The sequence below is a fragment of the Streptomyces sp. NPDC104096 genome, from assembly GCF_055584385.1.
The window spans coordinates 231,977-244,563 of sequence record NZ_JBVJMD010000004.1 but is presented as its reverse complement, the minus strand read 5'-3'; the positions used below and the strand labels follow the sequence as shown (position 1 = coordinate 244,563).

The 12,587-nt window shown below is 72.1% G+C and carries 14 protein-coding genes; 10 read left to right on the top strand and 4 right to left on the bottom strand.

Annotated elements, in window-relative coordinates; all coding sequences use genetic code 11:
* Positions 1-180 precede the first annotated feature (180 nt).
* Both ACZ60B_RS07210 and ACZ60B_RS07205 read left to right on the top strand, forming a co-directional pair.
* On the top strand, positions 181-1,434 hold the full coding sequence (locus ACZ60B_RS07210) for a serine hydrolase domain-containing protein (RefSeq protein ID WP_469384933.1): 1,254 nt from the start codon (positions 181-183) through the stop codon (positions 1,432-1,434).
* Between the two features lie 69 nt (positions 1,435-1,503).
* Positions 1,504-1,689, top strand: a complete 186-nt coding sequence (locus ACZ60B_RS07205) for a hypothetical protein (protein WP_469384931.1) — start codon at positions 1,504-1,506, stop codon at positions 1,687-1,689.
* 37 nt (positions 1,690-1,726) lie between these two features.
* On the opposite strand, the gene ACZ60B_RS07200 is transcribed toward ACZ60B_RS07205, so the two are convergent.
* From ACZ60B_RS07200 to ACZ60B_RS07190, 3 genes are all read right to left on the bottom strand, one after another.
* Complete coding sequence (locus ACZ60B_RS07200) at positions 1,727-2,731, bottom strand: Gfo/Idh/MocA family protein (RefSeq protein WP_469384929.1); 1,005 nt, start codon at positions 2,729-2,731, stop codon at positions 1,727-1,729.
* 77 nt (positions 2,732-2,808) lie between these two features.
* Positions 2,809-3,969, bottom strand: a complete 1,161-nt coding sequence (locus ACZ60B_RS07195) for a Gfo/Idh/MocA family protein (RefSeq protein WP_469385084.1) — start codon at positions 3,967-3,969, stop codon at positions 2,809-2,811.
* Between the two features lie 151 nt (positions 3,970-4,120).
* Complete coding sequence (locus ACZ60B_RS07190; protein WP_450664816.1) at positions 4,121-4,465, bottom strand: cupin domain-containing protein; 345 nt, start codon at positions 4,463-4,465, stop codon at positions 4,121-4,123.
* Positions 4,466-4,595: 130 nt separating this feature from the next.
* Between ACZ60B_RS07190 and ACZ60B_RS07185 the strand changes: the two genes are divergently transcribed.
* From ACZ60B_RS07185 to ACZ60B_RS07155, 7 genes are all read left to right on the top strand, one after another.
* Positions 4,596-5,105, top strand: a complete 510-nt coding sequence (locus ACZ60B_RS07185) for a hypothetical protein (protein ID WP_469384928.1) — start codon at positions 4,596-4,598, stop codon at positions 5,103-5,105.
* A gap of 200 nt (positions 5,106-5,305) precedes the next feature.
* Positions 5,306-5,956, top strand: coding sequence for a GntR family transcriptional regulator (locus ACZ60B_RS07180; protein WP_469384927.1), 651 nt, complete (start codon positions 5,306-5,308; stop codon positions 5,954-5,956).
* Positions 5,957-6,141: 185 nt separating this feature from the next.
* Positions 6,142-6,894 (top strand): PIG-L deacetylase family protein, encoded by a 753-nt coding sequence (locus ACZ60B_RS07175; RefSeq protein ID WP_152891600.1) that lies wholly within the window; start codon positions 6,142-6,144, stop codon positions 6,892-6,894.
* Positions 6,891-7,601 (top strand): 4-carboxy-4-hydroxy-2-oxoadipate aldolase/oxaloacetate decarboxylase, encoded by a 711-nt coding sequence (locus tag ACZ60B_RS07170; RefSeq protein WP_469384926.1) that lies wholly within the window; start codon positions 6,891-6,893, stop codon positions 7,599-7,601. The genes ACZ60B_RS07175 and ACZ60B_RS07170 overlap by 4 nt, the downstream gene beginning before the upstream one ends.
* Positions 7,598-8,740 carry a 4-oxalomesaconate tautomerase gene (locus ACZ60B_RS07165; RefSeq protein WP_469384924.1) on the top strand — a complete coding sequence of 381 codons (1,143 nt, stop codon included), beginning with the start codon at positions 7,598-7,600 and terminating at the stop codon, positions 8,738-8,740. Before ACZ60B_RS07170 ends, ACZ60B_RS07165 begins: the two co-directional genes overlap by 4 nt.
* Positions 8,737-9,687 (top strand): catechol 2,3-dioxygenase, encoded by a 951-nt coding sequence (locus ACZ60B_RS07160; RefSeq protein WP_469384922.1) that lies wholly within the window; start codon positions 8,737-8,739, stop codon positions 9,685-9,687. The genes ACZ60B_RS07165 and ACZ60B_RS07160 overlap by 4 nt, the downstream gene beginning before the upstream one ends.
* 265 nt (positions 9,688-9,952) lie before the next feature.
* The gene (locus tag ACZ60B_RS07155; RefSeq protein WP_469384921.1) at positions 9,953-11,284 is read left to right on the top strand and encodes an MFS transporter; all 1,332 of its coding nucleotides are present in this window, start codon (positions 9,953-9,955) and stop codon (positions 11,282-11,284) included.
* Positions 11,285-11,383: 99 nt separating this feature from the next.
* On the opposite strand, the gene ACZ60B_RS07150 is transcribed toward ACZ60B_RS07155, so the two are convergent.
* Complete coding sequence (locus tag ACZ60B_RS07150; protein ID WP_469384920.1) at positions 11,384-11,788, bottom strand: cupin domain-containing protein; 405 nt, start codon at positions 11,786-11,788, stop codon at positions 11,384-11,386.
* Between the two features lie 234 nt (positions 11,789-12,022).
* On the opposite strand from ACZ60B_RS07150, the gene ACZ60B_RS07145 reads away from it, so the two are divergent.
* Complete coding sequence (locus ACZ60B_RS07145) at positions 12,023-12,586, top strand: carboxymuconolactone decarboxylase family protein (protein ID WP_469385081.1); 564 nt, start codon at positions 12,023-12,025, stop codon at positions 12,584-12,586.
* Position 12,587: the final 1 nt, after the last annotated feature.

Genomic DNA, 12,587 nt, shown 5'->3' with positions numbered 1-12,587 from the left:
CGCGCCCTTTCCGCGCCCGGACGGCGTGCGGCCGTGGCGCGGGCGTCGCGCCGTCGTCGGGAGGCGGCGGTGCGTGGCCGCTCTTATGCTGAGGGGATGCGGGGCCGTCCGGCCTTCGCCGTGCGAGGCGACGACCAGGCGGATCCGCTTCCTTCTGTCTCCGCACGGAGGAGCTGGCCCATGACGCACGCGGGTACACGACTGCGCAGGGGAGCCGTCCTCGCCACCGCGGTGGGGATGCTCATGGTGCCGGTCGCCGGAGGGGCGGCCCTGGCCGCGCCACCGACCGGACCGGACACGGCCACCGCCGCCGTCCCGCGGCTGCCGTCCCCCTCCGCCGGCGGCGTCCGCGATCTCACCCCGGCCGTGCAGCGGCTGTTGGACGCGACCGTGCAGCATGTGATCAAGGAGGCGGGCATCCCCGGCGCGAGCGTCGGCATCTGGACACCCGACCAGGGGCAGTACGTGAAGGCCTTCGGCGTCGCCGACAAGAGCGACGGCCGGGCCATGTCGACGGACCTGTACACCCGTATCGGCAGCGAGACCAAGACGTTCACCGTCACGGCGCTGCTGCAACTGGTCGACCAGAAGAAGGCCGGCCTCGACGACACGATCGACCGGTACGTCGACGGCGTGCCCAACGGCGACCGGATCACCCTGCGCCAACTGGCCGGGATGCGCAGCGGCCTGTTCAACTACACGGACGACGACGGCTTCTTCAAGGCCCTCACGTCCGACCCGCAGCGGTCCTTCACCCCGCAGCAACTCCTCGACTACGCGTTCAAGCACCCGGTGCTGTTCGAGCCGGGCCAGAAGTTCGACTACTCCAACACCAATCTGATCCTGCTCGGCCTGGTCGTCGAGAAGCTCTCCGGGCAGAACGTCGAGGACTACATCCACGACCACATCCTGAAGCCGGCCGGGATGGACCGCAGTCTCCTCCCGACCGGGGCCGAGTTCCCCGAGCCGCACGCGCAGGGCTACACCGACCAGACCGCCACCGGGCAGGTCGAGGACGCCGCGGGCTGGAACACCTCCTGGGCCTGGACCGCGGGAGCGATGGTCTCGACCCTGGACGACCTGCGGATCTGGGCGCGGACGGTCGCCACGGGCGTCCTGCCGGACGGCAGCGCCATGGTCAGCCCCGCCGTCCAGAAGCAGCGGCTGACCACTCCGGCGACCTCGGTCCCGGGTGTCGGCTACGGCCTCGGCATCTTCGACGTCAAGGGCTGGATCGGCCACAACGGCTCGCTGCCGGGCTACGAGTCCCTGACCGTCTATCTCCCCTCCGCGCAGGCGACGCTGGTCGTGCTGATCAACACCGACATCGACCACGACGGCACCGAGCCGAGCACCGTCCTCGGCGAGGCGATCACGAAAATCATCTCTCCCGACCATGTCTTCAACCTTCCGGCGGAACCCGCGGCCCGGTGAGACACGTCGAAGCGGTGAGGGAGCCCGCGTGCCGGACACGCGGGAGGACATCGTCACGGGGAGGCCGAGTTGACGCACACGGAGCACGACGAGACGGCGCCGGAGACCGCCGAGGCCCTGCGGCGGGCGCGATTCGGCGCCCTGCCGGAGCGGGTCCGGCCGCAGGACACGGTCGAGGAACGGCCGGCCACCGCGCCGGACCCGGCGCGCAACGCCTACGACCCGGACGAGTGGCTGGTCCGCTACTGTCTGTGAGCCGACGGTGGCGGTGATGTGAGGCCCGGTCCGCCGGTCAGACGGACCGCACCTCGTCGACCCGTACCGGCCGGTGCTCGCGCAGCGACAGTGCGCACGCCTCCGCGACCCATCCGGCCTCCAGCGCGTCCGCGATCGGGCACGGGGAGGGCCGGGTGCCGGCGACGACCTCGGTGAACGCGGCGAGTTCGGCGCGGTAGGCGTCGCCGAAGCGGTCCATGAAGAAGTCGTGCGGGAGGCCGGCCGGGAAACGCGCGCCCGGTTCCACCGAGCGCAGCGGCAGTTTGTCGTCGAGGCCGACGGCGATCGAGTCCGAGAAGCCGTGCAGCTCCAGCCGGACGTCGTAACCGCGGCCGTTGTGGCGGCTGTTGGAGACCAGGGCGATGGTGCCGTCGTCCAGGGTGAGGATCGCGCCGGTGGTGTCGGCGTCACCGGCCTCCCGGATGAAGTCGGCACCGCGGTTGCCGCCGACCGCGTACACCTCGGTCACCTCACGGCCCGTCACCCAGCGGATGATGTCGAAGTCGTGCACGGAACAGTCGCGGAAGATGCCGCCCGAGGCGGCGACGTACGCGGCCGGCGGCGGCGCCGGGTCCAGGGTGGTCGACCGGACCGTGTGCAGCCTGCCCAGCCCGCCGGACCGGACGGCCGCGCGGGCGGCGGCGAAGCCCGCGTCGAAGCGGCGGTTGAAGCCGATCTGGACCGGGACGCCACGGCCCCGGACCGCCTTCATCACCTCGACGCCCTCGCGCACGGTGCGCGCGACGGGCTTCTCGCAGAAGACCGGGACACCCGCGTCCACGGCGGCCAGGATCAGCGCCGGGTGGGCGTCGGTCGCCGCCGCCACCACGACGCCGTCCACCCCGGCGGCCAGCATCTCCTCGGGCGAGTCCGCGACCTCGGCGCCGAACCGCTCGCCCGCCGCCTTGGCCGCCCGGGCGAACGGGTCGGCGACGACGAGCGACCGGACGGCATCCAGCCCGGCGAGGGTCTCGGCGTGGAAGGCGCCGATGCGGCCGAGGCCGAGGATTCCGATGCGCATGGGACGGACGCTCCTTGGGTGCGGGGGCGGGCGACGCCTGGCCGCCACTCTTGTCGGTACAAATACCCCGAACCCGCCTACCGCGACGCCACGTCGACCCAGGTGCCGTCCCGCGCGGACCGCGCCATCGCGTCCAGCGCGGCGGCGCTCGCCACGGCGTCGCCTAGGCCGGCGCCGTGCGCGGTGCCCTCGGCGACCGAACGCAGGAAGCGGTACGCCTCGATCACCTTCAGGTCGTCGTAGCCCATCGCGTTCGCGGCGCCCGGCTGGAAGGCGCCGAACTCGCCGTCGCCCGGTCCGACATGGCGCGTGGCCACCGGCTGGTCCTGGTAGGCCGTGCCACGGCTGACGCCCAGCTCGTCCATCCTGCGGAAGTCCCAGAGGACGGCGCCGCGGGTGCCGTGCACCTCGAAGCCGTAGTTGTTCTGCTCGCCGACCGAGACCCGGCAGGCCTCCAGGACACCGCGGGCGCCGGAGACGAAGCGGAGCAGGCAGCTGACGTAGTCCTCGTTCTCGACCGGTCCGCACTCGCCGCCCGCGGCCCGCTCGTGCCCGGCCGTCGCGCCGGGCGGGCGGGGCCGCCGCGGCACGAAGACGGCTGTGTCGGCGGTGAGGGACGCGATGTCGCCGAGCAGGTAGCGGGCCAGGTCCGCGCCGTGCGAGGCGAGGTCGCCCAGCACTCCGCTGCCACCCCGGCGGCGCTCGTACCGCCAGGTCAGCGCGGCCTCCGGATGGGCGGCGTAGTCGCTGAACAGACGGATGCGGACATGGGTGACGGCGCCGATCCCGCCGGCGGCGATCAGCTCGCGGGCGGCCTGGACGGCGGGTGCGGCGCGGTAGTTGAAGCCGACCGTGCCCTGCACTCCGGCCCCGGCGACCGCGTCCGCCACCGCGCGGGCGTCCGCCGCCGTCAGGCCCACCGGCTTCTCGATCCAGAGGTGCTTGCCCGCCTCGGCCATCGCGACCCCGATCTCCCGGTGCAGGAAGTTCGGTGCGGTGACGCTGACCGCCTCGACGCGCGGGTCGGCGGCCACCTCGCGCCAGTCGCGCACGGCGGTGGCGAACCCGAACTGCCCGGCGGCCTCCTCCGCCCGGCCCGGCACGTCGTCGGCGACCGCCACCAGCCGCGGAGTCAGGGGCAGGTGCGGATAGTGGTGCCGGACCCGCGCGTACGCCCGGGAGTGCACCCGGCCCATCCAGCCGAACCCGACGACGGCGACACCGAGCGTACGCAGCACCATGACAGCCCCTCCTGGACCGGTCCGGGTATCCGTCCGGCCCACCCTGGGCGCGGGAGACGCCGGTGTCAAAGACCCCGGTCGGCACCCGGCCCCGGTCGGCTCCCTCCGCGCGGTCCGGCCCCGCGCGGGCGCGGTGCCCGGTGGCCCGTCACAGGTTGATCGCGTACACCTTGCGCAGGGTCTCGTGGACCGTCCACGTCGTCCGGTCGCCCTCGCGCAGCACCGCCAGGTCACCCGGTCCGACCCGCAGCGTGGGCCCGCCCTCGACCTCGATCGTCGCCGAGCCGCTGACCACGACGAACAGCTCGTCGGCCTCCGTGTCGGTGACGACGCCGGGCGTGATCTGCCAGACCCCGCGGAGCTGCCGGCCGTCGTCCGACTCCCAGACCACCTTCCCGGTCACCTCGGGGCTGCCGGAGACGATCTGGGCGGGGTCGAGCGGCTCGGGTTCGAGCTCGGCGTCGGGGACGTGGACCACGAAGCTGGGGATCATGGGCCGACCCTAGCGAGCCGGTCCGCCGGACGGCCGCCGACAGGGTGTGCAGTATCGGCCCGGGCGGCGGGACACTTCGTCGGGGCCGCGCGCGCTGGCGCCGGCGCCCGGCGCGCGTGATCGTCGAGGTATGACCGACACCACGGCGACCGCCGACGCGCACCGGCACGACACCCTGGAGGCCGTCTTCTTCGGCGGTGTCTACGGCGCCGTACTGGCCAGCTCGATGGTCGCGGCGCTCACCCGGTACGGCCACACCGACCAGGCGGGCCGTCGCTACGACGCCGCCTGGCTGCTGGTCACGGCGCTCGCGTCGGCCCTCGCGCACGGCTACGCCCACTACGTCGCGGAGCGTCGGCCGCAGCGCCGCCGGGACCTGCTGCGCAGCCTCACCGACGAGTGGCCGCTGGTCGCCGCCGTGCTGCCCACGGTGGCGCTGCTGGCCGCGGCGGGCTGGGGCCGGCTGCCGCCGAACGGCGTGGAGTACCCGGCGTTCGCCCTGAACATGGCGCTGCTGTTCGCCCTGGGCCTGGTCACCTCGCGGCGCCTGCGGCGGTCCTGGATCAAGTGCGTGCTGGTCGGCCTGGGCGACGCGCTGCTCGGACTGGTCGTCGTGGTCGCGAACGCCCTCATCAAGTAGCGACCGGACCCCGCACCCGGCCGGTCGGCGGGCCGGCCGCACACGGCGCGCAAGGGTCACCCGGCACCGCCCCGGGACCGCGGCGCCGGCGAACCACGCGCGCCCTGGGGCGGATCATGCGCGCAATACAGCAGACAAAATTGTTGACAATCTTGTTTGGCTAGATTTAGGTTCGACAGGCACTCACTCAGGGAGGGCACATGCCGACAGAAGTCCGTCCGAGCACCGGGGAGCAGGCCAAGCAGCACGCGTTGACGCAGCTACGGCAGGCGATCCTGCACGGCGACATGGCACCGGCGCAGCGGTTGGTGGAGAACGAGCTCGCCGAGCAGTTCGGTGTGACACGGGCCAGCATCCGGGCCGCGCTCATCGACCTGGAGTCCCAGGGGCTCGTCGAGCGCATCCGCAACCGCGGTTCGCGGGTGCGGGTGGTGACCGTGGACGAAGCGGTCGCCATCACGGAGTGCCGCATGGTCCTCGAAGGACTGTGCGCGGCGAAGGCGGCCGTCGCGGCCAGCGACGATCAGCTGAACGAACTGACCGACCTCGGCACGGCCATGACCAAGGCCGTGGCCGACGGCGAGCCGGTGACCTACTCCGACCTCAACCACGAACTGCACGTCCGGATCCGGGAGTTCTCCGACCAGCGGACCGCCCAGGAACTGCTGGAACGACTCAACGCCCAACTGGTGCGACACCGATTCCAGTTGGCGCTGCGTCCCGGACGGCCGCAGCAATCCCTGAACGAGCACCTGGCCATGATCGAAGCGATCCGGGCCAGGGACCCGCAGGCGGCCGAAGCGGCCGTCCGCGCCCATCTCGACAGCGTGATCGAGGCGTTGCGCGACTGAAGCGCAGCCGACCGGCACACGCGGGACGGGCGCGTACCTGTCCATCAAGGCCGGTGAGCCGAGAGGGCGTGCCTGTGTCGGAAGGGTGCGCGCGCAGGCCCGACGGGCCGAGCGCGCCCGCCCCGTCGGCACAGGCGCCAGCGCCCGGCGGCCGACCGAGCCCGTAAGAAGGAGAGATCCCAGCAATGACGCATGGCAACGCGCCCGCCGGCCCACCACGCTCGACCCTCGTCATCACCGCGCACGCCGGGGACTTCGTCTGGCGTGCCGGCGGAGCCATCGCCCTGGCCGCCTCCCGGGGGGAGAAGGTCACCATCGCGTGTCTGACCTTCGGTGAGCGCGGGGAGTCCGCGAAGGCGTGGCGCGAGGGCAGGACGCTCGACGAGATCAAGGCGATACGCCGTGACGAGGCCGAGCGCGCCGCCGCCGCCCTCGGTGCCGAGGTCCGCTTCTTCGACGCCGGCGACTACCCCCTGGTCGCCACCGCCGAGCTGACCGACAAGCTGGTCGAGGTCTACCGCGAGACCCAGCCGGACGTGGTCCTCACCCACCCGGTCGAGGACCCGTACAACGGCGACCACCCGGCCGCGAACCGCATGGCGCTGGAGGCCCGCGTGCTCGCCCAGGCCATCGGCTACCCCGGTCCCGGCGAGATCATCGGCGCCCCGCCGGTCTTCTTCTTCGAGCCGCACCAGCCCGAGATGAGCGGCTTCAGGCCCGAGGTGCTGCTCGACATCACCGAGGTGTGGGACACCAAGCGCAAGGCCATGGAGTGCCTCGGCGCCCAGCAGCACCTGTGGGACTACTACACCGACCTGGCCGTCCGCCGCGGGGTCCAGCTCAAGCGCAACGCGGGCCCCAACCTGGGCCTGGCGCACAAGACCATGGCCGAGGCCTACATGCGTCCGTACCCGGAGATCGCCAAGGAGCTGGCATGAGCGGCGTGATCGTCACCGGACCGCCGAAGGCGGACGCCAAGGACGTCGACGCGCTGGCCGGCTTCGGCGTGGCCACCGTCAGCGAGGCGATGGGTCGCACCGGCCTGCTCGGCCCGGAGATCCGTCCCGTCCAGCAGGGCGTACGGGTCGCCGGCACCGCGGTCACCGTGCTCAGCTGGCCCGGCGACAACCTCATGATCCACGCCGCCGTCGAGCAGTGCGGCGAGGGCGACATCCTGGTGGTGACCACCACCTCGCCGTCCACCGACGGCATGTTCGGCGAGCTGTTCGCCACCGCGCTCCAGCGGCGCGGGGTGCGGGGCGTGGTCACGAACGCCGGTATCCGCGACACCCAGGAGCTGCGCGACATGGGCTTCGCGGCCTGGGCGCGGGCGGTCTCCTCGCAGGGCACGGTCAAGGCCACCGGCGGCTCGGTCAACGTGCCGATCGCCATCGACGGCCAGGTCGTCCGCCCCGGTGACGTGGTCCTCGCCGACGACGACGGCGTGGTGGTCGTCCCCCGCGAACGCGCCCGCGCCACGGTCGAGGCGTCCGAGGCCCGCGAGGCCAAGGAGGCCGGGACCCGGGCCGCCTTCCTCGACGGCGAACTCGGCCTGGACCGCTACGGCCTGCGCGAGACCCTCGTACGCCTCGGCGTCGAATACCGCAGCTACGAGGAGTACACCGGCGAGGGAGCCGGATCGTGACCGGCGGGTCCGAGGAGGTGCCCTGCCTGTTGATGCGGGGCGGCACCTCCAAGGGCGCCTACTTCCTGGCCGCCGACCTGCCCGCCGAGCCGGCCGCCCGGGACGCGCTGCTGCTGCGCGTCATGGGCAGCCCGGACGAGCGGCAGATCGACGGCCTGGGCGGGGCGCACCCGCTCACCAGCAAGGTGGGCGTGATCTCGCCGTCCGCCGACCCGCGGGCCGACGTCGACTACCTCTTCCTCCAAGTGGCCGTCGACCGGCCCGAGGTGAGCGACCGTCAGAACTGCGGGAACATCCTGGCCGGCGTCGGCCCGTTCGCGGTGGAGCGCGGCCTGGTCCCGGCGGGGCCGGAGCGCACCTCCGTACGCATCCGGATGGTCAACAGCGGCGACCTCGCCACGGCGACCTTCCCGACCCCCGGTGGCCGCGTCGACTACACGGGCGACGCCGAGATCTCGGGCGTACCCGGCACAGCCGCCCCCGTGACGATCGAGTTCCCGCCGGGCGCGGGCCCGCTGCTGCCCACCGGCAAGGTCCGGGACCTGATCGACGGCATACCGGTGACCTGCGTGGACAACGGCATGCCGACCGTGCTCATGGCCGCCGCCGACCTCAAGGTCACCGGCTACGAGAACCCCAAGGACCTGGAGGAGGACCTCGCGCTGGCCGACCGGCTGCGGGAGATCCGCCTGGCGGCGGGCCGGCTGATGGGGCTGGGCGAGGTCTCGGACACCACCGTGCCCAAGCTCACGCTGCTCGCCGCACCGCGTCACGGCGGCGCGATCACCACCCGGACCTTCATTCCGGTCCGCTGCCATCCGTCGATCGGGGTGCTCGCCGCGGCCAGTGTCGCCGCGGGCCTTCGGATCGAAGGGGGAGTGGGCGCCGAGCTCGCCCGGCTCCCGGCCCGGGGTGACCAGGTTCGCATCGAACATCCCACCGGATTCCTGGACATCGAAAGTAGCCTCGGGGCCGGACCCGACGGCCTGCCCACCGCCCGCCGCACGGCCGTCGTCCGCACGGCTCGCAAGATCTTCGACGGCACCGTGTTCCCCAGGTCCGCCGAGACGGGACCGTTCCGGTCCCCGGCACCGTGTGCCGCGCCCGCATCCGCACCATCCCGAGGAGGTCAGCGATGACCCCGCCGCTCGGCGACATCGCCCACATCGGCCACGCCCAGCTGTTCACCCCGGACCTGGACGCCAGCGTCGCCTTCTTCACCGACTACCTGGGCCTCACCGTCAACGGGCAGCAGGGCGACACCGTATATCTGCGCACCTTCGACGACTACGAGCACCACAGCCTGGTGCTCACCGCCCGCGAACAGCCCGGCCTCGGCCGGCTGGCCCTGCGCACCTCCAGCGAGGAGGCCCTGCACCGCCGGATCGAGGCGGTCGAGGCGGCGGGCGGCACCGGCCACTGGGCCGAGGACGAACCGGGCCTGGGCAAGGTGTACGTCACCACCGACCCGGACGGCCACGAGCACGCCCTGTACTGGGAGAGCGAGTACTACCGGGCCCCCGACGAGCTGAAGCCGGCCCTGAAGAACCAGCCGCAGGCCAAGCCGAACCGGGGCGTGGGCGTGCGGCGCCTGGACCACATCAACTTCCTGGCCGCCGACGTGCTCGCCAACGCCGAGTTCCAGCAGAACGTGCTGGGCGCCCGGCCCACCGAGCAGATCCGGCTCGACACCGGGAAGATCGCGGCCCGCTGGCTGACCTTCACCGACAAGTCGTACGACGTCGTCTACACCTCGGACTGGACCGGCTCGGCCGGCCGGCTGCACCACATCGCCTTCGCGACCGACACCCGCGAGGACGTCCTGCGCGCCGCCGACCTCGCCATCGACAGCGGGGTGTTCATCGAGACCGGTCCGCACAAGCACGCCATCCAGCAGACGTTCTTCCTCTACGTCTACGAGCCGGGCGGCAACCGGATCGAGCTGTGCAACCCGCTCACCCGGCTGGTGCTGGCCCCCGACTGGCCGCTGATCACCTGGACCGAGGCGGAGCGCGCCAAGGGGCAGGCCTGGGGCCTCAAGACGATCCAGTCCTTCCACACGCACGGCACACCGCCGGTCGCGTAACGGGGGCCTCCACGGGGGTGGGCGGCGCACCGAGGTGCGCGCCCACCCCTTCGCGCGTACGACGACGGATCCCCTCCAGCAGACCGTTGATGAGATTGTTGACAAAAGCGTTGACACTTCTGGGGGAGATCCTTAGCGTCTAGCGCACACCGGGTCGGCCGCACGAGCCGCGGCGGCCCTCCCCCGAGTCCTCGGTTCCGCCCGAGCGGGGGGACCCTCATCGAGTTCCTCCAGGGAACGCCTCCTGGACGAGAGGAAAACAAAGATGTCCTCCTCCCTCGCGCTGCCCGCCCGCGGCAGCAGACTGGCCTTCCTGGTCGTCGGTCTGTGCTGGCTGGCCGTCCTCTTCGACGGCCTCGACATGTTCATCTACGGCTCGGTGCTGCCGCACCTGCTCGCGACGAAGACCTTCGGCCTCACCCCCGACCAGGCCGGCGACCTCGGCAGCTACGCCACCTTCGGCATGCTGGTCGGCGCCCTCACCGCGGGCACCGTCGCCGACCGGATCGGCCGCAAGAAGCTCATGGTCGCCTGCGTGGCCCTGTTCTCGCTGGCCTCCGGCGTGTGCGCCCTGGCGGACAGCCTCGCGGTCTTCGGCCTGGGCCGGACCCTGGCGGGCATCGGCCTCGGCGGCCTGCTGCCCACCGCGATCAGCATGGTCTCCGACTACGCCCCCCGCGGCCGCGGCGCCATCGTCATAGGCCTGCTGATGACCGCCCACCACGCCGGCGGCATCCTCTCCGCCTACGTGGCCAAGTGGCTGGTGGAGCCGGTCGGCTGGCAGTCCGCGTTCTGGGTCTGCGTGACCCCGCTGCTCTTCGCCCCGGTGCTGGCCAGGTTCCTGCCCGAGTCGCTGAGCTTCCTGGTCGCCAAGGGCCGCACCGAGGAGGCCCGCGCGCTGGCCGACCGCTACGACGTCGAGCTGCCCGCGACCAGGTCGTCCGTCCGCCAGGGCGCGGCCGACCGCTGGAACGCGCTGGTCAACCTCTTCCGCGGGGGCGAGTGGACGCAGACCCTGCTGTACTGGCTGGCCTCCTTCGGCGGTCTGCTGCTGGTCTACGGCGTCGCCACCTGGCTGCCCACCCTGATGCGCGCCGAGGGCTACGAGCTCGGCTCGGCCCTGACCTTCGTGGTCGTCTTCAACCTCGGCGGCATCGTGGGCATGCTGCTGGCCGGCCGGGCCGCCGACCGCTTCGGCGCCCCGCGGGTCTCCGCGCTCTGGTTCGCGCTGACCGCCGCCGGAGTCTTCCTGCTCAGCGTGCACATGCCGATGAGCGTGACCATGGTGGTCGTCTTCCTCACCGGCGTCTTCCTCAACAGCGCCCAGACGATGATCTACGCGACCGTCTCGATCCGCTCCAACCCGGGCGACCGCGCCACCGCCGTCGGCTGGACCTCCGGCATGGGCCGCTTCGGCGCCGTCTTCGGCCCGTGGCTCGGCGGCCAGCTGCTCGCCGCGAACCACGGCGACTGGGGCTTCACCGCCTTCGCCCTGGCGGGCCTGTCCTCGATGGTCTTCATCGGGATCGCCGCCCTGCGCAGCACCAGGGCCGCGGGCACGGACAGCACGGAGCAGGAGCTGGTCGCCGCGCACTGACCGCGACCCCACCCGGACCCGGGGGACCACGAGGGACGCCGGCCACCGCAACCACGCGGGGGCCGGCGTCGCGCCTTTTTTGGGGGTGCCGGGCCGGGATCAGCCCATCTGGTCCGCGGCCGAGAGGTGTTCCACCGTCGTGCCCGTCTCCGTGAACGTCCGCGTGACGTGCCCGGAGGAGTACACCCACAGGATGCGCAGCGGACGGTCGCCGACGTTGCGGAAGAGGTGGGGGATCGGGGAGGGGATGTACGTCGTGTCGTACCGCTCCAGCCTGGTGACCTCGCCGTCGACCCACACCTCCGCCTCGCCGTCGAGGACCGTCACGTGCTCGTCGCAGTTGTGCGAGTGCAGCGGCGCGCCGGAGCCCACCGGATAGACGCTCATCCCGCTGGTGATGCGGTTCTCCCCGCCCGCCGACGGGGTCGTGATCAGCGGTGTCGTCACGACCGAACCGCCCCTGTCCAGCAGCGGCACGGACGCGACCTTGATGATCGTGGTCATCCGGGGTTCCCTTCCACTTCCGACGTGATGCGAGGAACGACGTTAGGTCGCGAGGGCGTGAACGGGTGCCCTCCGGCGTGCAGCTTTACCTTGCATTCCGAGGAGGGTGAGCAACCCGGACCCGGCTGTACCGTCACCTGTCACCGCACGGCTTCTCGACCCGTGAGGGAAACGCGCCGGAAAGAAAAGGCAGGTAACGGCCAGATGAGGCTCCCCGTTCTCGACGAAGAGGAAATGGACCCGCGGCAGCAGGAACTGGCGGCCCGTATCGCCGGCCGCCGCGGTGCCGTCCGCGGTCCGTTCCGGGTCTGGCTGCACAGCCCGGAGATGTGCGAACGGGCCGAGTCGCTCGGTGCGTTCGCCCGGTTCGACTGCAGTCTCCCCAAGCACCTGCGGGAACTCACGCTGCTGATGGCGGCCCGCAACTGGGACGCCCAGTACTCGTGGAACGCGCATGTGCACCAGGCGATCGAGGCCGGCATTCCGCAGACCGCCGTGAAGGCCATCGCCGAAAAGCGCGAGGCGGTCTTCGACAACGAAGTGGACCAGGTTTTCTACCAGTTCTGCCGGGAGATCCTCGACGAGCATTTCGTCACCGACGAGACGTTCGCCCGCGCCCTCGCGCACTTCGGCTCCAAAGGCCTGGTCGACACCATCGGCGCGCTCGGCAACTTCACCATGCTCGGCATGTGCCTGAACACCTTCCAGGTCGACCTCCAGGCCGACAAGGAACCCCCGTTCCCCGACATCCGCGGCCACGGACGCGTCCTCGCCGCGGCCGAACGGCCGCAGCCGTGAG

What these genes read in the sequence shown, in the direction of transcription:
- ACZ60B_RS07210 (WP_469384933.1), top strand. Translation starts at nt 181, where the DNA reads ATGACGCACGCGGGTACACGACTGCGCAGGGGAGCCGTCCTCGCCACC.
- ACZ60B_RS07200 (WP_469384929.1), bottom strand. Translation starts at nt 2,731, where the DNA reads ATGCGCATCGGAATCCTCGGCCTCGGCCGCATCGGCGCCTTCCACGCC.
- ACZ60B_RS07190 (WP_450664816.1), bottom strand. Translation starts at nt 4,465, where the DNA reads ATGATCCCCAGCTTCGTGGTCCACGTCCCCGACGCCGAGCTCGAACCC.
- ACZ60B_RS07185 (WP_469384928.1), top strand. Translation starts at nt 4,596, where the DNA reads ATGACCGACACCACGGCGACCGCCGACGCGCACCGGCACGACACCCTG.
- ACZ60B_RS07180 (WP_469384927.1), top strand. Translation starts at nt 5,306, where the DNA reads ATGCCGACAGAAGTCCGTCCGAGCACCGGGGAGCAGGCCAAGCAGCAC.
- ACZ60B_RS07175 (WP_152891600.1), top strand. Translation starts at nt 6,142, where the DNA reads ATGACGCATGGCAACGCGCCCGCCGGCCCACCACGCTCGACCCTCGTC.
- ACZ60B_RS07170 (WP_469384926.1), top strand. Translation starts at nt 6,891, where the DNA reads ATGAGCGGCGTGATCGTCACCGGACCGCCGAAGGCGGACGCCAAGGAC.
- ACZ60B_RS07160 (WP_469384922.1), top strand. Translation starts at nt 8,737, where the DNA reads ATGACCCCGCCGCTCGGCGACATCGCCCACATCGGCCACGCCCAGCTG.
- ACZ60B_RS07155 (WP_469384921.1), top strand. Translation starts at nt 9,953, where the DNA reads ATGTCCTCCTCCCTCGCGCTGCCCGCCCGCGGCAGCAGACTGGCCTTC.
- ACZ60B_RS07150 (WP_469384920.1), bottom strand. Translation starts at nt 11,788, where the DNA reads ATGACCACGATCATCAAGGTCGCGTCCGTGCCGCTGCTGGACAGGGGC.
- ACZ60B_RS07145 (WP_469385081.1), top strand. Translation starts at nt 12,023, where the DNA reads ATGGACCCGCGGCAGCAGGAACTGGCGGCCCGTATCGCCGGCCGCCGC.